This is a genomic window from Bosea sp. AS-1 (genome assembly GCF_002220095.1).
Lineage (GTDB): Bacteria > Pseudomonadota > Alphaproteobacteria > Rhizobiales > Beijerinckiaceae > Allobosea.
This window is the reverse complement of the sequence record NZ_CP022372.1, coordinates 2,248,297-2,271,618: the sequence shown is the minus strand read 5'-3', so window position 1 is coordinate 2,271,618 and position 23,322 is coordinate 2,248,297. Positions and strand designations below refer to the sequence as shown.

22 protein-coding genes are annotated in these 23,322 nt (G+C 62.5%); 11 read left to right on the top strand and 11 right to left on the bottom strand.

The window, feature by feature from the left end; translation table 11 throughout:
• Positions 1 to 10: 10 nt before the first annotated feature.
• A complete protein-coding gene (locus CE453_RS12555; RefSeq protein WP_089174899.1) occupies positions 11 to 736 on the bottom strand; it encodes a HupE/UreJ family protein in 726 nt (241 codons plus the stop codon).
• Here CE453_RS12555 and CE453_RS28580 point away from each other — a divergent pair, their 5' ends adjacent.
• The 3 genes from CE453_RS28580 to CE453_RS12540 all read left to right on the top strand — a co-directional run bounded on the left by CE453_RS28580 (position 737) and on the right by CE453_RS12540 (position 2,991).
• Positions 737 to 1,186: a hypothetical protein gene (locus CE453_RS28580; RefSeq protein ID WP_157733014.1), complete on the top strand. Its 450-nt coding sequence runs from the start codon at positions 737 to 739 to the stop codon at positions 1,184 to 1,186.
• A 90-nt stretch (positions 1,187 to 1,276) separates the two neighbouring features.
• The gene (locus tag CE453_RS12545) at positions 1,277 to 1,555 is read left to right on the top strand and encodes a metal-sensing transcriptional repressor (protein ID WP_089174897.1); all 279 of its coding nucleotides are present in this window, start codon (positions 1,277 to 1,279) and stop codon (positions 1,553 to 1,555) included.
• A gap of 65 nt (positions 1,556 to 1,620) precedes the next feature.
• Positions 1,621 to 2,991, top strand: coding sequence for an MFS transporter (locus CE453_RS12540; RefSeq protein WP_089174896.1), 1,371 nt, complete (start codon positions 1,621 to 1,623; stop codon positions 2,989 to 2,991).
• Between the two features lie 64 nt (positions 2,992 to 3,055).
• Here the strand turns inward: CE453_RS12540 and CE453_RS12535 are convergent, their stop codons facing one another.
• Entirely contained in the window at positions 3,056 to 3,850 is a 795-nt protein-coding gene (locus CE453_RS12535) for a metallophosphoesterase (RefSeq protein ID WP_089174895.1), read from the bottom strand.
• A 51-nt stretch (positions 3,851 to 3,901) separates the two neighbouring features.
• Positions 3,902 to 5,005, bottom strand: coding sequence for an HAD family hydrolase (locus CE453_RS12530; protein ID WP_089174894.1), 1,104 nt, complete (start codon positions 5,003 to 5,005; stop codon positions 3,902 to 3,904).
• A gap of 232 nt (positions 5,006 to 5,237) precedes the next feature.
• On the opposite strand from CE453_RS12530, the gene CE453_RS12525 reads away from it, so the two are divergent.
• From CE453_RS12525 to CE453_RS12495, 5 genes are all read left to right on the top strand, one after another.
• Positions 5,238 to 5,666: a helix-turn-helix domain-containing protein gene (locus CE453_RS12525; protein ID WP_089174893.1), complete on the top strand. Its 429-nt coding sequence runs from the start codon at positions 5,238 to 5,240 to the stop codon at positions 5,664 to 5,666.
• A gap of 1,493 nt (positions 5,667 to 7,159) precedes the next feature.
• On the top strand, positions 7,160 to 7,864 hold the full coding sequence (locus tag CE453_RS12510; protein WP_089174890.1) for a TnsA endonuclease N-terminal domain-containing protein: 705 nt from the start codon (positions 7,160 to 7,162) through the stop codon (positions 7,862 to 7,864).
• The gene (locus CE453_RS12505) at positions 7,864 to 10,014 is read left to right on the top strand and encodes a Mu transposase C-terminal domain-containing protein (RefSeq protein WP_089174889.1); all 2,151 of its coding nucleotides are present in this window, start codon (positions 7,864 to 7,866) and stop codon (positions 10,012 to 10,014) included. Before CE453_RS12510 ends, CE453_RS12505 begins: the two co-directional genes overlap by 1 nt.
• Before the next feature lie 7 nt (positions 10,015 to 10,021).
• Positions 10,022 to 11,083 carry an ATP-binding protein gene (locus CE453_RS12500; RefSeq protein WP_089174888.1) on the top strand — a complete coding sequence of 354 codons (1,062 nt, stop codon included), beginning with the start codon at positions 10,022 to 10,024 and terminating at the stop codon, positions 11,081 to 11,083.
• Positions 11,080 to 12,915, top strand: a complete 1,836-nt coding sequence (locus CE453_RS12495; RefSeq protein ID WP_089174887.1) for a TniQ family protein — start codon at positions 11,080 to 11,082, stop codon at positions 12,913 to 12,915. Before CE453_RS12500 ends, CE453_RS12495 begins: the two co-directional genes overlap by 4 nt.
• A gap of 267 nt (positions 12,916 to 13,182) precedes the next feature.
• Here the strand turns inward: CE453_RS12495 and cls are convergent, their stop codons facing one another.
• Both cls and CE453_RS12485 read right to left on the bottom strand, forming a co-directional pair.
• Complete coding sequence (gene cls, locus CE453_RS12490) at positions 13,183 to 14,664, bottom strand: cardiolipin synthase (RefSeq protein ID WP_248308045.1); 1,482 nt, start codon at positions 14,662 to 14,664, stop codon at positions 13,183 to 13,185.
• Positions 14,665 to 14,881: 217 nt separating this feature from the next.
• Positions 14,882 to 15,550, bottom strand: coding sequence for an SCO family protein (locus CE453_RS12485; RefSeq protein WP_248308044.1), 669 nt, complete (start codon positions 15,548 to 15,550; stop codon positions 14,882 to 14,884).
• A gap of 403 nt (positions 15,551 to 15,953) precedes the next feature.
• Here CE453_RS12485 and CE453_RS12480 point away from each other — a divergent pair, with 403 nt between their 5' ends.
• Positions 15,954 to 16,112: a hypothetical protein gene (locus CE453_RS12480; RefSeq protein ID WP_157733013.1), complete on the top strand. Its 159-nt coding sequence runs from the start codon at positions 15,954 to 15,956 to the stop codon at positions 16,110 to 16,112.
• 25 nt (positions 16,113 to 16,137) lie between these two features.
• On the opposite strand, the gene CE453_RS12475 is transcribed toward CE453_RS12480, so the two are convergent.
• From CE453_RS12475 to CE453_RS12455, 6 genes are all read right to left on the bottom strand, one after another.
• Positions 16,138 to 16,440 carry a hypothetical protein gene (locus tag CE453_RS12475; RefSeq protein ID WP_089174884.1) on the bottom strand — a complete coding sequence of 101 codons (303 nt, stop codon included), beginning with the start codon at positions 16,438 to 16,440 and terminating at the stop codon, positions 16,138 to 16,140.
• Between the two features lie 26 nt (positions 16,441 to 16,466).
• The gene (locus CE453_RS12470) at positions 16,467 to 17,387 is read right to left on the bottom strand and encodes a cation diffusion facilitator family transporter (RefSeq protein ID WP_089174883.1); all 921 of its coding nucleotides are present in this window, start codon (positions 17,385 to 17,387) and stop codon (positions 16,467 to 16,469) included.
• Positions 17,387 to 18,097: a signal peptidase II gene (lspA, locus tag CE453_RS12465; protein ID WP_248308043.1), complete on the bottom strand. Its 711-nt coding sequence runs from the start codon at positions 18,095 to 18,097 to the stop codon at positions 17,387 to 17,389. Before lspA ends, CE453_RS12470 begins: the two co-directional genes overlap by 1 nt.
• Positions 18,094 to 18,354 carry a hypothetical protein gene (locus CE453_RS28575; protein ID WP_157733012.1) on the bottom strand — a complete coding sequence of 87 codons (261 nt, stop codon included), beginning with the start codon at positions 18,352 to 18,354 and terminating at the stop codon, positions 18,094 to 18,096. Before CE453_RS28575 ends, lspA begins: the two co-directional genes overlap by 4 nt.
• 268 nt (positions 18,355 to 18,622) lie before the next feature.
• Positions 18,623 to 19,492: an SMP-30/gluconolactonase/LRE family protein gene (locus CE453_RS12460; RefSeq protein WP_089174881.1), complete on the bottom strand. Its 870-nt coding sequence runs from the start codon at positions 19,490 to 19,492 to the stop codon at positions 18,623 to 18,625.
• A 10-nt stretch (positions 19,493 to 19,502) separates the two neighbouring features.
• Complete coding sequence (locus CE453_RS12455; protein ID WP_089174880.1) at positions 19,503 to 21,179, bottom strand: SMP-30/gluconolactonase/LRE family protein; 1,677 nt, start codon at positions 21,177 to 21,179, stop codon at positions 19,503 to 19,505.
• An 82-nt stretch (positions 21,180 to 21,261) separates the two neighbouring features.
• On the opposite strand from CE453_RS12455, the gene CE453_RS12450 reads away from it, so the two are divergent.
• Both CE453_RS12450 and CE453_RS12445 read left to right on the top strand, forming a co-directional pair.
• Complete coding sequence (locus tag CE453_RS12450; RefSeq protein ID WP_198302329.1) at positions 21,262 to 22,443, top strand: enolase C-terminal domain-like protein; 1,182 nt, start codon at positions 21,262 to 21,264, stop codon at positions 22,441 to 22,443.
• A 1-nt stretch (position 22,444) separates the two neighbouring features.
• Positions 22,445 to 23,287, top strand: coding sequence for an SDR family NAD(P)-dependent oxidoreductase (locus CE453_RS12445; protein ID WP_157733011.1), 843 nt, complete (start codon positions 22,445 to 22,447; stop codon positions 23,285 to 23,287).
• Positions 23,288 to 23,322: the final 35 nt, after the last annotated feature.

Here is a 23,322-nt window from a genome sequence, read left to right as displayed (position 1 = left end):
GGTTCGAACCTCAAACCTGCGAGATGAAGTAGCCGGTGAGCTGATAACCGATCAGCACGAACCCGGCGGTGAGCATGACGGTGTTGGCGGCGTAGGCATTGCGCCAGAAGCTGTTGGTGCGACGCCAGAAGCCCATCACGATCAAGATCGTAGCCAGGGCGGTGAGCTGCCCGATCTCGACGCCGACATTGAACGCGAGGAGGTTCGGGACGAGGCCGTCCGGGGAGATGCTGTATTCGAGGATCTTGGTCGACAGGCCAAAGCCATGGAACAGGCCGAAGATGAGCGTCGCGACCTTGGTGTTCGGCTGGAAGCCGAGCCATCTCTGGAACGCGCCCATGTTGTCGAGCGCCTTGTAAAGGACCGAGAGGCCAATGATCGCGTCGATGATGTAGCTGTTTATTCCGACGTTGAAATAGACGCCGAGCAGCATTGTCGTCGAATGGCCGATGGCGAACAGGCTGACATAGATCGCAATGTGCTTCAGCCGGTAGAGGAAGAAGATCACCCCAAAAAGGAACAGGATATGGTCGTATCCCGTCACCATGTGCTTGGCCCCGAGATAGACGAAGGGGACGATGTTCACCCCCGTGATCTCCTGGATGTAACCCTTGTCGCCTTCGGCGACGGCATGGGCGAGCGCAGCGTTCAGGCCGAAGAGCCCGAACATCGCAGCGAGCAGGATTATGAGCAGAGCGCGCAGCTTGCGACGCCCCGCCAATGAGGATTGTTTCATTTGATTTCCAAGATTTGTCGTAAGGGAACGCCGCCTGTGGCGGAGCGCTTTTCAAACGACGACAGATCTCGGAGGTCGATCGAGGCCGTGGCGAAGCCTCAGTTCGGTGTCTTGCGGCTCAAGCCGCATCACGATGCCGACGAAACGCGGTATTCCGAGCCGGGGCTGACCGACCAGGTTCGCAGTCTCGTGAACATGGTCGGAGGTGCTGTGGCCGTGGACATGTCCTGGGACGCGCTCGTTCGGCTCGCCCTCGTCATGCGAATGCCCGTGCTCCGCGATCGCTACGGCAAGTTCGGCATGGCGCAGGGCTTCGGCCTGAGCCATCGCATAGACATTGTGGCCCGACTGGACGTGGACCGCGGACAGCAACATCGCGAACACCGCCAAGAAGGCGGCCGCGAGGCTCGATCTGCTTCTGATGCTGCGACGCGGCATACGATTAGCTAGGGACACCATTCTTAACGAAAGTTTGACGTGATGACATGGAGGCGCCGAATCGCGCTTTGACTCATCCTATCCAGGGGGATACCATCAGCTATGTCCGATAGCCATCTTCACGAGAGCCATCCCGAGATCGCCAAACGCCTGAAGCGGGCGGAGGGCCATCTGCGCAAGGTCATCGAAATGATCGAAGCCGGCCGGCCGTGCCTGGAGCTCGCCCAGCAACTCCAGGCGGTCGAAAAGGCGATCGGGCAGGCCAAGAAGAACCTCATCCAAGACCATCTCGATCACTGCCTTGAAGACGTCATCGGCCCTCTCGCACGCGAACAGCGCCGCCCGATCGACGAGTTCAAGGAGATAGCCAAATACCTATGAGAACGTGATCCCAGGCTGCCCTGACTTCGCCGCTCCGCGGCTGATTAGAACTGCATCGGACGATCATGCTCGACGTTCTCGCCAACCGAACCTATCGGCACCTCTTCCTCGCCCAGATCATCGCGCTGCTTGGGACAGGCCTTCTGACCGTCGCGCTGGGACTACTCGCTTTCGCGCTTGCGGGTGAAAAGGCGGGCGCGGTTCTCGGCACCGCGCTGGCGGTCAAGATGATCGCCTATGTAACCGTCGCGCCCGTGGTCGGTGCCTTCGCCGCACAGCTGCCGCGACGCGCCTTCCTGATCGCGATGGATCTCGTGCGGGCCGGGATCGCTCTGCTACTGCCCTTCGTTTCCGAGGTCTGGCAGATCTATGTCCTGATCTACCTGCTGCAATCGGCCTCGGCTGCCTTCACACCAACCTTCCAGGCGACGATCCCCGACGTGCTTCCGGAGGAAGCCGACTATACGCGGGCCCTCTCGCTCTCGCGCCTGGCCTACGATCTCGAGAGTCTGGTCAGCCCGGCTCTCGCGGCACTACTGCTGAGCCTTGTTAGCTTTCACTGGCTATTCTCAGGCACCGTTGTCGGCTTTCTCTGCTCCGCAGCTCTCGTGCTGTCGGTGTCTCTACCCGCTTCGCCCGCCGCCCATCGGCAGGGAGGCATCTACGACAAGACGACGCGTGGGATGCGCATTTATTTGGCGACGCCGCGCCTGCGCGGTCTACTGGCTCTGAACATGGCGGCGGCAGCCGGCGGTGCGCTGGTCATCGTCAACACCGTCGTCATCGTGAAGGGTTGGCTCGGATTGGGCGATGGGCAGGTTGCCCTGGCGCTGGCCTGCTTTGGGGGCGGTTCCATGCTTGCGGCGCTCGTCCTGCCGCGCATTCTCGACAAGCTTCCCGACCGGCGCGTGATGCTGTCTGCGGCGTTCTGGCTCGGCCTCATCCTGACGTTCTTCAGCGCGTCGCTGTTCGCCGCTTCCGGGACCGGCACCACGAACGCGACCTTGCCGGCGGGAAGCCAGGTTTGGTCTTTGCTCCTGTTGACCTGGCTGCTGCTCGGCATCGGCTACTCAGCCGTGCAGACACCATCGGGCAGGCTGCTGCGGCGTTCCGCCCAGGCAGCCGACCGTCCGGCCGTGTTTGCCGCGCAATTTGCGCTATCGCATGCCTGCTGGCTGGTGACCTATCCGCTCGCTGGATGGCTCGGTGCTACGCTTCCGCTCGCCGTCACCGCCTTGGCCTTCTCCGCCCTCACCTTTGCCGCACTCGTCGTTGCCGCACAGGTCTGGCCCGCGGCCGACGCCGAGACCCAGGTTCACAGCCATGACGATCTACCGCCGGATCATCCCCACTTGGTCGAGGCCGATGGCCATCGTCATGACCACGCCTTCGTGATCGATGACCTGCACACCCGCTGGCCCTCGAGGGCCAATTGATGGGCTGGGACGGATAGGCTGATCTCGCTTCACAGATCACCTGTGACATGCGTTGATCGACTGATCAGACCTCAACGACGCAAAGAGGGTCGAACCGTCGATTCTCTCGATCGCCGTGCAGATTTGGGTAACCAGCCTGGTTGGCCAAAACGCGCGTGCGTCCCACCCTGTAGTCGTGCGATCCGTGATCATGGCCATGGATCCAGAGGTCTGGCTGGTAGTCCTCGATTAGGACACTCAGATCCGAGACGAAAGCCGGGGACAGCGCGCTGCCCTGGTGTCTTGGCTGGACCGATTGCGGGTGTGGCGCGTGGTGCGTGACCACAACGGTTGGCCCCTCGTGCGTCTTTGCAAGCTCGCTGCGAATGAAAGCAAGATCGAGCCGGTGTTCGGCCGCTGCATGCCAGGGCATGAAGCGGCTATAATGACCGCTGTCCTCGCGATAGCGAATGAGTCTGTGATCGTTCAGCTCCTGCCCGGCAAACACCATCGACGGCTTAGGTGTCCCGAGGAGGCGATAATCGGTCCATAATACGCAGCCGATAAAGCGGACGCCATCAATGACGACGCTGCGACGGGCGAGCAGCTCGATCCCCGCTGCCCTCGCTGCTTCTCTGCCATCGGCGAGGCTCGACTTCATCTCGCTGCCGTAGAATTCGTGATTCCCAGGTACATAAACGACTGGGCGCCCAGAGAGCGGGCCCAGGTGCTGCTCTTGCTGCACCATCCACGCCACAGCCGCCGTAATTGGCTGCCCCATGTCGCCGGCGAACACCGCCACGTCAAACTCCGGCATAGGCGCAGGAAACTTGAAGGGGCCAAATTCAAGATGCAGATCGGAGATCACCAGCAAGCGCATTCTGCCTCCAAGTCGTTTGAACTGACGGAAGGGTCGAAGTTGGGGGCGGAACTACCGCGCCTTCGCAGCGGCAATTCGCGCGAAGAGGTCGACAACCTCGCTCGGCGCAAAGAAGGATACGCGCCCCGAATACGAGCTCTCGAACTCCTCGATAGGCATCGCCAGCGCATTGATCGCGCCGGGGCCAAAAACGTCGGCCTCCAGATCGTCGCCGGTGAACAGGACTTCAGAGGGCTGCAGTCGTAGCTCCCTGCATACCAACCGGTAAATCTCATGCTGGGGCTTCATCAGGCCCGCACGAAACGACAGCACGAGCGCGTCAGGTGAATCGGGAAGCTGATCGATCAAGGTCTGCTCGTAGGAGTAAGCGAGGTTCGAACAGATCGCGATCTTCAGCCCGGCTCGACGCAACGCGGACCACATCTCGCTCACGCCCGGTCGCAACCGCGTCGATGCACACTCCGCTTCAACGTCTGCTTCTAGCCGTGCCAGCTCGTCTTCAGTTACGGGGTTGGCCATCTCTCGCGACAGTTGTCGCAAGCCGGTCGGGCGCGTGATTGCCATCACCGCCAGCGCGCCCGACGGTTCATCGCGGAGAAGCGCGTGGAATGGACGACGCTTGTCGACGATTTCTACAACGGTCCCGAATGCATCAAAGCAAACTGCCTGAATCTCACGCGACGTGGCACCTGTCCAAATCTCCTCGTTGGCGGTACTGGCTGGATCGCTCAAATCTATGTCACGGCGAGCCGATGCGCCCTCGACGACAGCAGCAATATGCCGCCGTACGGTCATCTGATCTTCGAATGATCCGCAAAGCACCTCAAGCGGACACAGGCCATTGAACGGAGGAAGCTGTCGGGGTCGAAGCAACCACAATCGCTCTTCTCGTGCGCCGGAAACGAGCAACAAGAATTGGCGCAGGTCGGCAAAAACACCGATTACTACCGAAATCCTTAGTAGCGTGCCTGTATCGAGCGCGAGCGGCTTATGCTCACGAGCAATCCTCGCCCATTTGCGGAGTTGCGGTAATTTGCACTCCAGAAGCTGCGCCTGCTGTCTCTCAGATAGTTCCCAGCGACGAGCAATGTTGAGGAACGTGCGCATACCGGGTGCACTCACGCGAGCGCGCTCTTCGAAACTCCGTTCGGACATTTGGACCTCGTGCGGCGAATTGCTGTTTGCGGACAACTTCGCGGGAAGCTGCGGATAAACGGCGAGATCAGCCTTTGAACGCCTGAGCAAACTCGACCGGGACCACCATTTTTGCGATGCTCCCGTTCACGTTGATTCAGCCGCTTATGCGGAATTTTTCAAAACAGAACGCCACATCGCTCGATGTCGCGTAACGACATAGCTCGCAGGCACTGTTGGTGAAGAAGCGCTGATGAAGGCCAAGTCGGAGTCATATCCACCTGCGGAGACCGCCGCACCTTCGGGCGAGCCTCGCGACCAGGTATATCATTATACCAGTAGTATACGAATTTTCCACCTAAAAAAGGATGGTCCGATCCTGCTCACGTCGGGGAGCATGCTGCCGATGCCTGAAGATGAGGAAATTCCCGGCTTCTTGTGCCAGGCAGCCCGACAGCTTCTCAATATCTCGCAGCAGACGCTTCACGAGCGCGCTGGCGTTTCCAAGAAAACTATCAATGATTTCGAGAATTTATTTGTCGCGCCACAATTGGAAACGAACAGGAAAATTCGGCAGGAACTAGAGAGGCAAGGCGCTCGTTTTTTGATCGGAAGCGAGCGAACTGGTGTCGTCATTCTGAACGAACCCCTCCCAGCGCCCAGGTCAAAAACCCGAGATTAGTGCGCTTCAGAATTAACCATATTGCGTCGAATTGTATGAAATTATCTACACCGCTGGTATATTAATTAGGTCGAGGCCAACCCGAGGTAACCGCCCTGCCCGCCTGCAGCAGCACTTGCCCGATCCGGATCGGCCTGCATCGGAGCCGGATTGATCGGCGCATTCCGCTAACTGCCCACCGGCCGCGACGGCCGTTGATGTGCCTGCAAACCACTTAGGCCAGCGGAGAATTCCCATGATAGGCACGACCCAGGTCTGGCGCGCGAACGCGCTCGAACGAGAACTCATTGCCAGTCTTCCTCGGCGGCGCCGCGGGGCGCCCCCTCACCCGGATATTAGACGGCGGGTCTCACCGGCGCGAGGTGCGACAATTTCGATAGCCGACGGGCCCCTATCGGACCAACTCCTCGATGAGGAGTTCGACGAACTGGGCTGCGAACTGACGACACTACTTCAGATGGCGGCCCAACTTTAACGCTCGGCTCTCACGCCCCACGCGGGCAAAAAGCCCGTCGGCCTAACTTCCTGCGCCATCCTACGCGCCTAGGGCAACGCAGGCCTCATCATATACCCCAAAAAGAACTGCCGATCCGGGTAGCCACACGTCGCTAGCGCCCAAGACGACGCCAAGCGGAACTCACCGACAAGGCGCCTATCGCGTCGCGTCAGCTGACGCGGCAACCCATTATCAAGTAATTAACCAAACCCGCAAAGCAGCCGGTATAGAATCGCTTCATCCGCGATCGGCTTTTTTGGTTCGTCCGGCGCTAACGATAATCACCCCGCCCATACCATAAAGCGAATACAGAGTCGAATCGGTAAAGTCGACGCAAAACCGGTCATGAGTCGGCGTCAAATCGCTGGACAGAGATACCGTTGCCTGAGGTACAAACCCGTCAACCAGCGAATGAGTTGGGATAACAGATGGAGATTTCGCGACAGAAACACAGATTGAAAACGCACAGGCAGCATCAACTTTGGCTAGTTCATGCCCAATCGACCTGAACCATACCCCTTTCATCTACGGAGTACGGAATGGAGAAGTTGGCTGCTCTCGTAGTCCGGCTCGGTCAAATCCGAGTGGAATTTGGCGATCGGGTCGCACTGCGTGCCATTCACGCAGCATCCGTGGCCGCCGCACAGGTCGTTCTGGCGGAGGCCGAGGCTGAAGCGCGGGTCAGGCCCGTTCTAACAGCCGAGATCATCGCCTTCCCTCTCATCGGCAGAACCGAGCCCGAACCAGATCAGGAACCAGGAATGTAGAGACGAAGCTCGAACCGACTCAAAAATGAAAGGGACATTCTGACGCCCGTCAGAATGTCCCCTTGAGACAACCCACTCCTCCGGAACTGGAAAACCTCGGAGTGGACCTACCGAACTCCGGCAGCTGCCGAACTCAGTTCCTCGTGTATACATGCGCGCGTGATAAAGCGCAAGCAGTTTTCACGAGAAATTGGGGTCGCGGTAGTGTGCCTACCGAAGAGAACCCCAAGATGCTTACTATTGAAAACCTGCCTTCTTCGCCGGCTCCGATGATCTATCTGCCGGGCGAGTCGCGTTCGTCTCGAAATGTCCACTCCAAGAGCCGCGGGGCGTGCCGACCCAGCATCGTTGTCCACGGTCGCGAGGTCATGTGCGAGTCTGGTGAGGAACGTGACGCGGCGCAAATCATCGCGACCAATCCAGATGTCGTCGACCTTCGAGAGCAGCCTCCCGCTGTGACCTGGGTCGACGCCGAAGGTACCCCTCGGCGGCACACATTCGACTTCCTGGCAACTTTGCGATCGGGAAAGAAGATCGCAATCGCGGTCAAGCCCATGGAAGTCGCGAAACGCACTCGCTTTCTGGAGACATTAAGTCTCATCGCTCGGCAATTGCCGCGCAGCTTCGCCGATGGCGTAAAGCTCGTCACCGACGAGGACCTCCCGCTAGACCATGTCCATAACGCGGTTTTGCTCAGGCAGTCGCTTCGCACCTCGAACCCGGCGCACGACGAACTCATCAAACGTCTTCTGGCCGAGCATAAGTACGCGACGATCGGGCAGATCATCGAGGCGAGCGGCCTCGAAGGTCAGGCCTTCCAGGCAATCATCCGCCTGATCGCCGCGGGCGTCGTTCGCGTCATCGACAATGCCCGCATCGGATATCTGGCTAGGATCGAGCTCACGATCTCCTCGAGCAATGAGGAGGTCGCGTGATGAACTCCGAATTCACCCCGCGCTTCAGCCTGTCGTACCAGGATCGCCTGGTCATCAACAACATCGCTTACAAGCGCCGCCGCCGTCTGCCCCACGGATATATTCTCGAACGCGTTGATGATCCCGATGTGGTCGAGACTTTCACCGACCGGGATCTCTTGCTGGCTTCCTCAAAGCCCGACTTCCGTTTTGAACGGAGCGCATTTGCCGAGGGCAAAGCGTCCGCTGCCTCCAATTCGGTCGATGGGCTGATCAGTTGGATTCCAGAAGATCAGCAGGAAGAGGTGCTGTGGCGCACGAGGTTTTGCGGAGGGATGGAGAAGGAGATCCAGGCCAAGAATGCCACTCTCTCGGACGCATCCTATAAGAAGTGGGCTCCAGTTGTCGCGCAGCGCGACCATGCTGATGAGCTAAGTCGTACTGCAAACCGCAATGCAGATGGCGAAATCATCAAGCCGAAGGCTGGCGATCGCGAGCTTGGGTGCCGCAAACCTCCAAGCGCGCGCACTTATCGCAAATGGCGCAAGTGGTACCTGGAGGGCGGCGAACGAGCTATCGCGCTCCGGAAGCGCTATTTCAGATCGGGTAACCGTGTAACGGAGCGACTGGGGCTGCCTGAGCGGCAGATCATGCACCGCTTCACCCAGATGTACATGTCGGAAACCCGGCCGACCAAGCGCGATGTCCATCGCCTAATGAAGGCTCACATCATCGAGGAGGAAAACCCGAAGCGGGAGGCGGCGGGTGAAAAGCCGCTTCGGGTCCCAAGCTATGAGCGCTTGGTGGCGGAGATCAACTCCTTCCACGAATTCGATGTTCATGCATGCCGCTACGGTCTCGATGCCGCAAGAAAGCGCTTCGCGATGGTGCAAAACGGCGTCGACGTCGAGCGGCCACTTCAGCGCGTTGAAATCGATGAATGGCGCGTGAACCTGCAAACCCTCTGCGCAGATCTCGGGATCCTCGATAAGCTTTCAGACAAGCTGCAGTCAGAGATCGCAACCGCTCGTCCGTGGCTATGCGCTGCCCTGGATAGCGCGACATCCGTCTGTGTTGGATTCAAGCTCGGCCTCACACCGACGGCCGAGCTTGCGTTGGACACTCTCGAGATGGTGGTGACGCCGAAGGCGCCGTACGCCTTGGCCGCCGGCGCGATGTGCCGAGACGACTTCTATGGCTCGCCCGAGCGCATTGTTCATGATCAGGGGGCCGCTTTTCTGTCCCTGCGGTTTCGTCGCGCGATCATCGATCTCGAAGCCGACGCGGAAGCTCCGCCAGCCGGAATTCCGTCACTTCGGGGTCGCATCGAGCGGTTCTTCAGAACAGCAGGTACGCAAGCGCTTTGCCCGTACACCGGCCGGACTTTTGAATCGATCGCGGCGAAGGGTGATTACGACCCGGTCGCCCGAGTCAGCCTGACCTTACATGAGCTCTGCGATGTCATCACCCGGTGGGTGCTCGACATCTACCACAACACTCCGCACGCCGGTTTGAAAGGAGAAACACCCGCCAACTGCTGGAAGCGGTTGGTCAAGGCCTATGGGATCATTCCATCGCCTGATCGCCACCGTCGTCGTGCCGTCTTCGGTGTCAAGCGCGATTGCTGCTTGACGCCCAAAGGCGTCAACTTGTTCGGCCTCCACTTCAATAGCCGCGAGTTGCAGGAATTTCGCCGCCAGCGAGGTGATGTCACCCTCGAGGTCCGCATGGACCATATGGACCTCGGTCACGTCTCCGTCCGCCTCGAAGATGGCGGCTGGCTCGCAGTTCCGAACGTACGGCCCGGCTTCGACGACGTCCCATTGAAAATTTGGCGCGCGGCGGAGGCGGATCTTCGGCGGCGATTCAAGACTGAGGCGGCGGTTGCGGATAGGATCGTCGCGAAGGCGATCAAGGATGCCTGGGAGCTTGGCAGGGCAGCTGCTGCCCGCGTGAATATCTTCTCCACTCGGCCCAGCACCGAAGAACTGGACTACGCACAAAAGGAGCTCGGGTACGGCTTTGGTCGACCTGCGCAGCTGGCTGACGGCGCCACGCCGCTCGTCGGCAATCTGCTCGCGGGGGCGATTCCGACCGGGACCAGCGAACGCGCTGTGCCTTCAGCTGTCGCACCCAAAGCCAAGACCCGTTCATTTAAGATTACGGATTGATATTTCCATGACCTATAACTCTGACCTCATTGAGGTATTCCGCGTTTCGCTTTCAGAGCAGCAGAAAATCGTTTTGGCGGCGCGTGAAAAGCTGAAAAACAAGCATATCGAGACGGAATGGGATCCTGAGCTCAGGCGCAAGTTCGATACGCTGATGCGTTCCGTTCTGAGCCAGCGGCAGTCTGGCAGCGAGCCAGCGCACGCTCGGCATGAGGGGCGCTGCCTCTTCGTGAGCGGGGAGGCCGGAACCGGAAAAACCGCATCTCTCGAGCGGCTTTTTCGAACACACCCCATCCTTCAGCCTCGGGGAGAGCATCGCTCTCCCTTGCTCAGGGTGATCGTGCCAGCTCCTTGCACCTTAAAAACGCTCGGGCGAGAGGTGCTCAGAGCACTGGGTTACCCTCTGGCTCGGGAATTGGCGGATCACATCATCTGGGCCCGCATCCTGGAGCTTCTACCCGTTGCCGGTGTGCTGATCATCCATTTCGACGAGACGCACAATCTGACGGACAACGCCAACGTGGTCCAAATGGACAACATCAGGAAGACCTTCAAGACGCTGATGGTCTCGTCCTGGCCAGTTGGCCTGATCATTTCGGGCTTGCCTAGCCTGATCCCCGAGATGCGCAAAATCGACGAGATTCGCCGTCGTGGCCAGTTTGTGTCGGTTCCGCTGCTAAGGCTGCCCGACGACAATGAGATGGTCGAAGGCATCATCTGCGGCCTTGCGGAGGTGGTTGGCGTCGCCATTGGCGAAGACGCGGCCGAGCAGATCGCGCCTCGGCTGATCCACGGCGCCTTGCACCGCTTCGGGCTTGTGATTGAGCTGATTCACGAGGCCGTCGAGCTGGCCCTGTTGGACGAGAAGGCGCTTTCGATCGAGCACTTCGCCACTGCCTACACAGACCGAACCGGCTGCGGCGCGCTGATGAACCCATTCGTGGCTCCAAACTGGGCTGATCTCGATTGCTCACAGGTCCTGGTTGATGAGCCGCCAATCGAGCCCGTCCTACCGATTGACCCGCCGCGTCGTAGTGGTCGCGGTCGCAAGAATGGAGGTCGCTCATGAGCGGCCTCTATCCTTCGCTCGAGCTGCGGACCGGTGAGTCACCGGCGAGCTTCCTGTCACGGCTGGCACTTCTGCACCGCGCCCAGAGCCTCAGCGTGTTCGCGCTTGATATGGGTTTCCAGTACCAGCACATCGTAGACGGAGATCGGGCCGCGTTGAGCCGGTTTGCCAGCGTCTCCGGTGCTTCGGTCGAGCAGCTCTTCGATCAGGCCATTGTCCGTGAGCATGACCATTATCTCTATCGCGGGCAGACCTTCGTCAGATCCTCCCTCCGACGAGCGCGAGTCGTGGCCTGCCCCCGCTGCCTGGCGGAGGATCTCGGCGATGGCGCCAGTCCATGGCAAGCGAGCGGCCGCAGCGATTGGCTGTTTCAACATTACCGTGTTTGCCTGAAGCACCATGTGCGGCTGGTGGAGTTCGGCGAGGTCAGCAACGACCAGACCACTCATGACTTTGCCCGGAGAATGGCACCGCTCGTCGTTGATATTCCGACACTCGCTCAGGAGGCAAAGCCGGGCGATCCAACAGAGTTGGAGCAGTATCTTGAAGCGCGTCTGACTGGCGGCGCCGGCCCCCGCTGGCTCGACAGCCTGCCATTCTATGTTGCCTGGAGAACCTGCGAAGTGATCGGTGCCGTAGACCGCAACGGGCGCGATGCGCCCATTCGCGATCTGAGCGAAGAGGACTGGCGACATGCCGGCAGCCGCGGGTACGACATTGCCGCTGGCGGTCCTGCCGATGTTCGAGCGTTCTTGCACGATCTCTGGTCGACAAGCAGTTGCGCCAGGCAAGGCGCCTCCGGCCCTCAGGCCTGGTTTGGGCAATTCTTCAAATGGTTGTACGCGATGAAGGGCGATCTGAACTACGACCCGGTTCAAGCCATCGTCATCGACTTCGTCGCTGACGTGGCCCCTGTCAGCCCGGACGACAGGCTCTTCGGCAAGCAAATTGTTCAGGAACGACGGCTGCACTCGGTCTTCACGGCGGCCCGCGCAAGTGGAATCCATCACAAGCGCCTCAGGAGGGTGCTCCGCGCGTCAGGCGTGTTGCCGCCCGATAGCGACCACCTCAGCGACAACTTGGTGACCTTTCGCCTGTCAGCAGGTGAGCCGATCATCGAGATGCTCCAGAACGTCATCACGCTGAAGCAGGCTGAGACCTACATCAATGCCGGGCGCGTGCACACCAAACTCCTGGCAGATCATGGCTTCATTCAGCCGGTGGAAGGGCATGACCGCCTCGAACTAGGCGATCAGCGCTACGACCGCCGTGAGCTTGACGAATTCATAAGGCGCCTGTCCGCCAACGCTGTATGGGTTAAAGAACCTGAGGGGCCCCAGTTGACCATCGCAGCAGCGGCGAAGCGTGCCTGCTGCTCGGCGATGGAGATTGTAAAACTGATACTCGATCACCAGTTGGGGTGGGTAGGCTCGTGGACCGCGACAACCGGATACCATTCCATTTTGGTCGATGTGTCCGAGATCAAACGGCTTACGCACGGTGAATACGGTGACAATCTTACAATGCGTCAGGCTGCAGACTTACTTCGATCCACCGATAGGGTTGTCAGCGTGCTCGTAGAGCGCCAGCTGCTCGCGACTGAGAGCCGGATCAACCCTATCAATCGATGTCCCTATATCGCCGTTCCACGCAAATCCATCGAAGGTTTCAAAGCTCAATATGCGTCGCTCCATGAGCTCGCCCGCAGTCGCGGACAGCATATGCCCGCCTTGAAGCGGGAATTGGCAATGCGCGGTGTTGAGCCAGCTTGGCCCCCAAATCAGGTTGGCGCGTCGTTTTACGAGCGAGCCGCTATTCCGCCCGGCATCTAAATCGAATCCAGGTTCGCTAGGATTTCAACCCGGCCTCACGGCCGGGTTTTTTTGTGTTTTGGGCTAAGAGAGCGGCTAAGTTTGCGGAAGTACTATCCCTCTGATTGCGGAACTTTGATCCTGGAATCCAAAAATCCCAATCAAACGATTTCAATAACTTAGGGTTTCTATTGCGGAAACACTATGCCTCTCTCTTCATCTTTGAAAATCGGGGGCATGGTGTTGCTGTGATTATAGGTCGAATTCCCGGCCAGGAGGCGGGTTCGTCTAGAGAACAGGCGCCATCATGCCGGCGGCGTTCTGTACGAGGCGGGTGTGAAACGGCCAAGACAGCACGGTATCGCGCTCGACGAGCCGTGACACGGCGAGATAACCGAGTTGGCGCGCGCGAACGGCGGCAGTCACCTGCTCGTCCGCGATCAGCAGGTTGTTCTCGAAGTTGAGCTGCATGCTTCGCCGATCCATGTTGGCGGAACCCACCAGCGCGATCTGCCCGTCGATGGTCATCGATTTGGTGTGCAGCAATCCGAGCGGATACTCGTAGATGGCGATACCGCTGGAGAGCAGGTCCATATAGCAGCTGCGGCAGGTGCTTCCGACGAGCCACGAATTGTTGCGCTCCGGAAAGATGACCGTGGTCCTGACGCCACGATGCGGAGCTGCGCTGAGCGCGCGCAGCACCGCCTCATCCGGCGCGAAGTAAGGGGTCGTGATCAGCAGTTCCTCGCGGGCGGCATAGATGCCTCCGACGAAGGAGTTCGACATGGCGTTGCCAGGCGTCGTCGGCCCGGTGCCGTACATCTGGGCGACGCACCCCGGCTCGAAGCTTTCGGGGGTAGGCGCTGCGCCGGGCAGCCCCTCGAGCGGCTCGCCCGTTTCCGCGATCCATGTGCAAACGAACAGATATTGCGCCTGGCGCACGACCGGGCCTTCGCAACGCAGGAAGATATCGACCCAGGGCGCATATTTCGCCTGGACGGCGAAGGCCGGGTCGGCACAGTTCTGGCTGCCGCAATAGGCGATCCGGTTGTCGATGACGGCGATCTTGCGGTGATTGCGCAAATCGAGGCGCCCGATGGCGAGGTGACCCAGCCGCGGAATGTCGTTCAGGGTCGCGACCAGCTTGACGCCAGCCTCGCGCAATTGCTGCCAGCGCGGCCCGTGGATGAAGGCTCGGGAGCCGAGCGCGTCGACCATGATCCGGCACTGCACTCCGCGTCTTGCGGCGGCCACGACGGCATCGGCGACCTTGCCGCCGTTCCCGTCGTCGAGCCAGATATAGAAGCAGATGTGAACGTGATCGCGCGCCTGCTCGATGTCCTGAATCAGCGAGTCGATGGCGAGATCGGAATTGACTTCGGGGCGGGACGGCGGCGCATCCGGGTCGCCCAGCAAGGCGATCCGGTTGCCGCTCACCGGGGGGAACTGGTTGATCGACCGGCAGAAGTCGAACAGGACGGCGGCTTGTGGGTCGAGCGCGGCCGGCGCATAGGCGGCCTCGTCCAGCCGGCTCGTCCGCGCTTCGGCCGCCTGGAGGCGTCGGATACGCTCGCGCCCGATGCTGGTCTCGCCGAGGAGCAGATAGGCCACGACCCCGAGCAACGGCAGAAACGCGATGACCAGCACCCAGGCGGCGCGAGCGGCGGGCGTGCGGTCGGGGCGGGTGATGGCGCGCGCCATGACGACCAGATGCACGGCGAAGAGCAGCAGCCCGAAGACGGTATGCAGGCCGAGATGGGGCGAACTCAACGACCAAATCATCGCGCCATGCGCTCCCCACTCTGAGAGGCTCAGATCAAGCCCGGGCCGAAGCACGAGCAACCGACGAGGCCATCCAGGAGAGCAGATGCCGGCGCAGCCGTCACGGTCTTTCGGTCGCCGAGCTTCTTCCGGCGACTGCCGCCGGGATCCCACGCCATGCCCTGCCGGTCCGCCTTCCCCGGAAGCCGCACCGGACACAATACCGTCAGAGAACCCTCCGGATTTTGGCGAGCGCGGCTGCGGCCCCTTCGTGATAGTCGATCAGCGTCCGGAAGCGCCCCCCGGCATCGAGGACATAGGTCGATGCCGTATGGTCCATCGTATAGCCGTCTTTCGTGGGAACCCGTTTGGCATAGGCCTTGAAGGCGGCCAGTGCCGCCGTCACCTGCTCCCCCGTTCCGGACAGCCCGACGATGCGGGGATCGAAGGATTCCAGATAGAGCGCGAGCTGCTGCGGCGTATCGCGTTCCGGATCGACGGTGATGAACAGCACCTGCAATCTGTCGGCTTGCGGACCGAGCGTCTTCAGCCAGGTGGTGATGTCGAACAGCGTCGTCGGACAGACCTCGGGGCAATTGGTGAAGCCGAAGAAGACAAGCGCCGGCTTGCCGTAGAAATCGGCCTCGGTCACGGGCCGCCCGGTCTGATCGACCAGGCTGAAGCTCCGGCCGATCTCGGCCAGCCCTCCCATAAGCTGCGCGTTTCCGGCAGGGCGGCCGGGCCCGTCGACGCGCCACCAGCCGAGAAGCAGCGTCGCGGCCACGGCAACAGCCAGCACCCCTGCCCAGGCCCCATAGCGGATCAGCTTCAGGACGCGCATGGCGGCCTCACCGTGCAGACCCTTGCGTCGTTCCAGCGCTCTCGCGCCGGACATGCGCGATCCCGAGCGTGAACGACAGCAGGACGAACATGGCCAGTAGACCTAGGACGACCCGGTTGCGCCGCACGGTGCGGGGGCGGAGAGGACGGGCTGGCAACATACGGCCTCGCAACGTCAGGGCTGGATGGCAGGAGCCGCCGGCGGGCCAACAGGCACCGCCAGGAATGCGATGATCAGGGCGAGAGGGTGCAGGCGAGAGCCTGAGTGCATCGACGGATTCCGGCTGGGCAGGTGCGAGGGTCGCGGACTGCCTCTGCTACGACCTGAAGCCACATGAGGTTCAAGACCGCGGCCGGCGTCTGCGACGCCCTGCCGCGGCCCTGATCGAGCCTCGGCCGAAACCACGGCTTGAACCTGAAGCCGCTTCATGTGCGACGGCGGGGCCGAGGAGGAATTCATGCTGAAATCCCGCAATCGCGCCCTGGCTGCCGCTCTGATCGTGCTCGCGATCATCTTCTACGCTGTAAGCGTCGTCCGCATGAGGGACGGGGAAGAACGCCGTCATCGCGAGGACCCCACCGCTCATTCCAGGACGGGGACCGCCGCGCCCGGCTGAGCGGCGGCGAGCAGGCCAGTTTGGCTCAGCTTTGCCGGCGCAACCAGGCTCGCGCCGTGTCCAGCGTGCCGCTGCAGCCGGGAGCCACCTCCTTGAGCACCATTTCGGGCTGCGTCGACCCAATCCAGATTTCGATCACGCGTCCGATGGCCCAGGCGGGCTGGCTCGTCACCTTGTCGATGATCGTCGGCGCGGCCGTCCGCACGCAGGAGAGCACGGCGTCGACCTCGGCCCTGGAGACGCCGGCATCGGCGAGTCTCTTGCCGATCGCGGCCTGGAGCGGGTCGAGCAGGAAGACGGCGACGAGGGCTGCGATGATCGCTTGCATGGCAGGTTTTCCGTGATGGCTCCGGCTCAGATCGGCAGGGCATGGCCCGCTGCGCCACGAATGGTCTCGTCCTCGATCTGGATCGTGCTGTGCCGGATGGTGAATTCGGTTCGCAACAGGGCGCTCGCCTCGGCTAGGACCGCTGCGGAGCGGGCCATGTCATCGACCACGAGATGGCAGCTCAGCGCGTTCAGTCCCGACGTGATGCTCCAGACATGCAGGTCCTCCACCGCCGTCACACCCGGAACTTGGCAAAGCCGCTTGCGAAGCAGCTCGAGATCGACTTCGGGCGGGACGCCTTCCAGCAGGATATGGATGGCCTGCCGGAGCAGATTCCAGGTACGCGGTACGATGAACAACCCGATGCCGGCGCCGATGATCGGATCGACCAATGTCCAACCTGTCGTCAGGACGACGACAGCCGCGACGATGACGCCGAGCGACCCGAGCATGTCGCTCATCACCTCGAAATAGGCGCCCTTCACGTTCAGGCTTTCCGAGGAGCCGCCGGCGAGCAGCCGCATGCTGATCAGGTTGACGACGAGGCCGAACACGGCCACGACGAGCATCGGTCCGCCGATGACCTGTGGTGGATCCACGAAACGTCGATAGGCCTCGTAGAGGATGTATACGGTCAGCAGGAGTAGGACGACCGCATTCGTCAGGGCCGACAGGACCTCGGCACGCACATAGCCATAGGTCGTTTCCGGCGTCGCGGGCCGCTCCGCGAAGCGGATGGCGATCAGTGCGAGTGCCAGGCCGCCCGCATCGGTCAGCATATGGGCGGCATCGGCCAGGAGCGCGAGACTGCCGGTCCAGAGGCCGCCGACCACTTCGGCGACCATGAATGCCGTGGTGAGACCAAGCGCCATGGCGAGCCGACGCTTGTGTCGACCGGCGGCCGTACCGAAGCCGCCCGTGCTTCCGTGAGAATGCCCCGCTCCCATCAGCCCCTCTCCCGCCTGGTTTGGCGAGCCATCGCGCGGCGTTCCCTTGCCGTTGCGGCGCCCTGCCCGCTTCCATGCGGAAACGCCGCGAGGAGCACCAGCACGGCACCGGCGGAGATCGCGATGTCGGCGCCATTGAACGTCGGCCAGTGCCAACCGGCCCAGTGCAGATCGAGGAAGTCGGTGACCGCTCCCTGGCGCCAGCGGTCGAGCGCATTGCCCAGCGCGCCACCGGAGATGAGAGCCAGCCCGATGCGCTCGAATAGCCGCGGGCTGCAGATCGCCCAAATGATCAGGCCGCCAGCGACCGCCAGCTTGAAAGCGGCGAGCAGGCCAGGCCAGTTCTCCAGAACCCCACTGCCGAGACCGAAGCTGACGCCGTAATTGAAGCCGAGGCGCAGATTGAGAAACGGAGTGATTTCGATGGCGCGCAGCGGATCCATGACCTGTGTCAGGATCGCCCATTTGGAGAGCTGATCCAGCCCTGCGGCGAGCACCGCCCAACTGATCACCGCCATCGCGCGCCACCACATGGCAGTGCGCCCAGGCCCGCTGCAAAGTGGGAGGTTGCCGAAAGGCGCAACTGGCATGAATGTCCCCGTCACGAGATCAGAGACACCCTCTCTACGATCTGAAGCCGCTAGAGGTTCAAGGGGAAATCGCGCCGGGCTTCTTCGAGCGTGCCGGCGGCTTTCCGTGACGATCGTCAACAATGGCGATCGGGACCGATTTCCGTAGCCGAACTTCGCTTCGGGCGAGCTTTTTGAAAACGCTCAACCGCTCGTCGGGCCAAGTCGATTTCGTCGACGGCAAAAGTCGCGAGGTTTGCGATGATGCGGGCGAGGCGCGAGCGTTCCTGCTCCCACTCGGCTTCGGCCAAGGACGGCCTGATCTTCCGCCACGCCACATCGAATGCGGCTCGTGCGCGAGCTACTTCTACAGGATCGTCGAGTGCCAGGAAGGGCATATCCCACCTCGGAAACCGCCCCAGCTCTTGAAATTCCTATACCCTACCCCATAGGCCGAATGCCCACAAAGCTCACTTGCCGAGCGGCGATAAAAAGCGGCAGACTGCCTCAAATAAAACGACCTTCTCTCTACCGAGTTCCATAACCTTATCATTTTTCACGAGGAAATTTATCTATCAAACTCAACGTCAAATCTCTCTTGCGGCGCTGATCGATTTTCCATTCGTGAAATCGTTGCAGTTTCGCGTGCTCCGCAGCGCTGGCGGACTAGCGACGACTGCTGAAGGGCACTCTCACGGCAAGAAGCTGACCAGCCAGCGCCTCCTGCTTCAGCTTCTGCGTGCCGAGGAAGCGGCGCTGCGAGGTGACGAACAGGGTCCGCCCATCGCGACCGCCGAGCATCGGCATGGTCGGACGCGAGACGGGTAGCTCGACCACCAAATCGACAGCCCCGTCCGCTCGCCGCCGCTCGATCCGCGAGCCGTTCACCACCGCGATCCAGACGCCGCCGTCGGCGTCGGTGCAGGCGCCGTCAGGATGCTCGCCCCCCATAAACCTCGCGAAAGCCCGGCCGTTGGAAAAGGTGCCGCTGGCGACATCATAGTCGAAGGCCTCGACCACTTGGCTGCGGCTGTCGGAGAAGTAGAAGGTTTTGCCGCAAGGCGAGAAGGCGATGGCATTCGGGATCCGGATCTCGCTCCGGTGACAACGCAGCACCCCATCCGGCGTCAGCGAGTAGAGCGCACCGACCGGCGCGCCACTACCGGTCTTGTCCATGCTGCCGAACCAGAGCCGGCCTGCCGCGTCGGTCTTGCCATCATTGAGCCGGTTGGCCGGCAGGTCTTCCTCGACCGCGAACAACCTCTCGCCGACCCCCGTCTCAGGCGCGAACGGGTAGATGCCATCCTCCAGGCCGAGAACCAGGCCATGATGGGCGAAGCTCACGACGAAGCCGGGCATCAGCGGCAGGCGATGGCTGGACATTCGGCCACTGGCCGGCTCGAAGCCGAGCAGCCGCTGGCCCTGGATGTCGATCCACCAGAGCGAGCCGCGCGCCTCATCCCAGAACGGCGCCTCGCCGGTCAGGGCGTCGGCCATATGCACCGGCAGGACATCGTCGGCCGTGATCGTCAGCATGGTGGGACCTCTACCAGCAGCGCGGCACGGCGTTCCCCGTCGCGCGGGTTTCGATGGACAGCAATTGCCCTGCAGCCGGTGCCTCGGCGCTCAGGCCGGGCGGCATGCGGATATAGGTGTTGGTGACATAGAGCGTGTGGCTGCCCGCGCCGCCGAAGGCGCAGCCGGTCGGCATCGGCACCGGCAAAGAGATCTTCTCGACAAGGCGCCCGTCTGGATCGTAGCGGCGCACGCTCCAGCCTCCGACCCAGGCGATCCAGAGATGCCCTTCCGAATCGATGGTCATGCCGTTCGGCCGGCCGGCTCCGGCCTCGGCCTCGATCAGCAGGCGCGGATTGCTGCAAACCCCAGCCTCGACGTCGAAATCATAGACCTGCACGCCGGCCTGGTCGGCATCCGCGACATACATGCGGGAGCCGTCGAGCGAGAACACCGGATTGCGCGGCGCGCCCGCAGGAGCCGGATGCCGGCGCGACAACAGGCTGTGATCGATCGAATAGAGCCGGCCGCGCCGTGGTGCCTGGTCCAGCGCCATCGTGCCGGCCCAGATGCGCCCGCGCGGGTCGACGCCAGCCGTGTTGAAGCGGTTATCGGGCCGATCCGTCTCCGGGTTGAACAGGGCCGAAACCCGGCCGCTGTCGGGATCGATCAGACTGAAGCCGCCCTGCCCGCAGCCGACGAGCTGGCCTTGCCGGTCGAGCGCGAGCCCTGCCGTGATCGCCGGCAGGGCGATGCGCCCGGATTGCTGGTCGGCGGGGTCGAACCAGCGCAAGGCCGGCGCCAGCACGTCGACCCAGAACAGCTTCTTGCGCCGGTCGTCCCAGATCGGACTCTCGCCGACGAAATCCCGGCCGGTCGGCAGAGCGGTGACCGAGCTGTCGGGCGGCTGCGCCGGCTGGCGCATGACGTAGGGCGCTGAAAGATCAACGCCAATCTGGCTGGAGGCCCGGCGGGCTGCTTCCACCAGCATCCGCCCGAGATCGTGCAGCTCCTCGACGCCTGCAGCCGGCGTGTCGACCATGACGACGATCGCCGCCAGGGGCATGCGGTCGCTATCCTGGATCGCGGCGGCGACGGTGACGCGACCGCTCGCGGCCTCCGGCCGGCAGACGACGTAGCCGAGGGCCTTGCCCATATCCAGTTCGGACATCAGGCGTGCATCGCCGGCCGCTGCGGGATCGATCTCGGCCAGCAGCTCGAGCGCGTTCTCGCGCGGCATCGCGGCGAGGAGCGCCCGACCTGCGGCGGTTTCCATCACGGGGCTTCTTCGCCAGAGCCGCACGAGACGGCCATAGCTCGGATCGGGGTCGTCGAAATCGAGCACGAAGACGTCCGCTCCGTCCCGGATCATCAGCAGGATGGTCGAGCCGACGCTGCGTGACAGCCGCGCCATCTCCGGCTTGGCGGCGCGGATGATCTCGCTGCCGTCGAGGCTGCGGCGCGACAATTCGAGGACGCGCACGCCGATCTCGTAGCGCCGGCGCCGTCGGTCGTAGCGGATGAGATTGCGGCTGACGAGCGCCGCCAGCAGCCGGTGCAGCGAGGCCGCAGGCATCTTCACGGCTTCGGCGATGTCCCCGAACCTGACCGGCCCGTCAGCCGCGCCGATGGCCAGCAGGACGTCGAGCCCCTTGGTCAGAGCCTGGGCACCAGGCGTGTCGACAGGGTCAGCGGAGCTCTTGGCCATACACCTCTCATAATTTAACTTGCGCAGGTCTTCAATATCAGCAATCTATCACAATGTGAGAGATTAAAGAGGCGAAATGCCTATGGCATCAGGCTCCCCGGTCCTGGCAGGCATCGATTTGGCGGTCGTCGGCGTCTCGGCGAAAACGACCTGGCTGTTCCTGCGCGCACGGACGCAGGACGGCGCCGAGGGTTTCGGGGAAGCCACGCTCTACGGCGAGGAAGGCGCGGTTGCCGCAGAGATCGGCAAGGCTCGCGAGCTGCTCCTGCAGCGCCCGCTGCCCTTGCCCGGAGGCGCCTTGCAGGCCTTGGCCATGGCACAGGCTTCCTCGTCGCGCCGCGCGGTGACGCATGCTTTGGAGCAGGCGCTGGTCGACCTCTTCGCTCGCCGCGCCGGGTTGTCGGTCGCGCATCATCTCGGCGGCCCGTACCGGGACCGGCTCGCCGCCTATGCCAACATCAACCGTGGGATTTCCGACCGCTCGCCGGCCGGCTTTGCTGCCCGGGCTCGCTCGGTCGTCGAGGCCCTGGGCTATGATGGCGTGAAGATCGCGCCGTTCGATGGGCTGAACTGGGAGGCCGATCTTGCGCAGCGCCAGCGCGCGCTGGCCGCGGGGGTCGAGCGTATTCTTGCAGTGCGTGATGCGATCGGCAGGGATCGCCGGCTGATGGTCGACTGCCATTGGCGCTTGTCGCGGCTGGACGCGATCGAGGTGCTGCGTCTCACCAGGAACGCCAACCTGTTCTGGCTGGAGGATGCGCTCGATGACCGCGCCTTCTCGGCCGAGGACTTCCGCTCGGTCCGGTCCGCCGCCAATGGCATCGGCGTGCGCATCGCCGGCGGCGAACGAGCCGAGACAGTCGCCGACATTCGCGACATCGCCGCCGTCGGCGGCATGGATGTCGTGCTGCCGGACCTGCGTTTCACGGGCGTCCGCAACGGCATGGTCATGCTCCAGTTCGCCGTCTCCGCCGGGATGGAAGCGAGCATCCACAACCCGGCGGGGCCGGTGCTGGACGCGATCTCCGTCCAGGTCGCGGCGGCACTGCCGTCCTTCACCATCCTCGAGGGTCAAGTCGGCGAGAGCGAGCTGTTCGACGAGATTGCCGGCGGCCGTCCGGCGCTGGTCGACGGGCATCGTCCGGTGCCGGACGAACCGGGAATCGGCCTTGTTCCGCGGCTCGCCTTCGACGCAGCCGTGCCGAAGGCCGGCAGCGTGGTTGCAACATTTGTCGGCGCCGCCGGCACGGGAGCGGATGCCTAGCATGATGCAGGACGCCATTCAGGTCGATCTGAGCGGGCGCACCGCCTATGTCACCGGCGGCAGCCGCGGAATCGCGGCGGCAATCGCGACCGCGCTGGCGCGCAATGGTGCGCGGGTTGCCTTCAATTTCTCGCCGGAGGCAGATGCGGCGGCCGGAAAGGCGCAGGCGGCCGAGCAGCTTGCAGCCGAGCTCGGGGCGGAAACCTCGGCCATCTCGGCTGACATGTCCGACCCCGCCGCGGCGCGCGCGGCAGCGGAAGCCGCGCTCGACCAGCTCGGGCAGGTCGACATTCTGGTGCTGAGCGCCTCGATCCAGGTGCACCGACCGATCCTCGAGATGAGCATGGAGGATGTCGACCGCCAGCTCAGGATGAACATCGCCTCCAACATCGCGGCGCTGCAGGCGATCGTCCCGCACATGCGTCGCAGCGGCTTTGGCCGGATCATCTCGATCGGCAGCGTTCAGGAGCAGGTGCCGTCGCAGGAGATGCCGGTCTACTCGATGACCAAGAGCGCGCTCGAAAACCTCGTCCGCAACCTGGCGGTCGACAATGCCCCCTATGGCATCACCGCCAACAACATCGCGCCGGGACTGATCCAGACCGACCGCAACGCCTTCCGGCGCGCCGACATGGCCGTCTGGAACCGGCTGGCGCGGAACGCCAACCCCATGGGCCGGGCGGGCCAGCCGGAGAACGTCGTCGGCGCGGCTCTGTTCCTCGCCTCCGATGCCGCCTCCTTCGTCACCGGCACGACGATCCACGTCACCGGCGGCAGCCATATCGCCCGCAACATGAATGACCTGATCAACACCGAGACCGCCAACGCACGGCAAGCCGGCTGAAGAACCGGACCCGTAAGACAACAGAGAGGAGACGA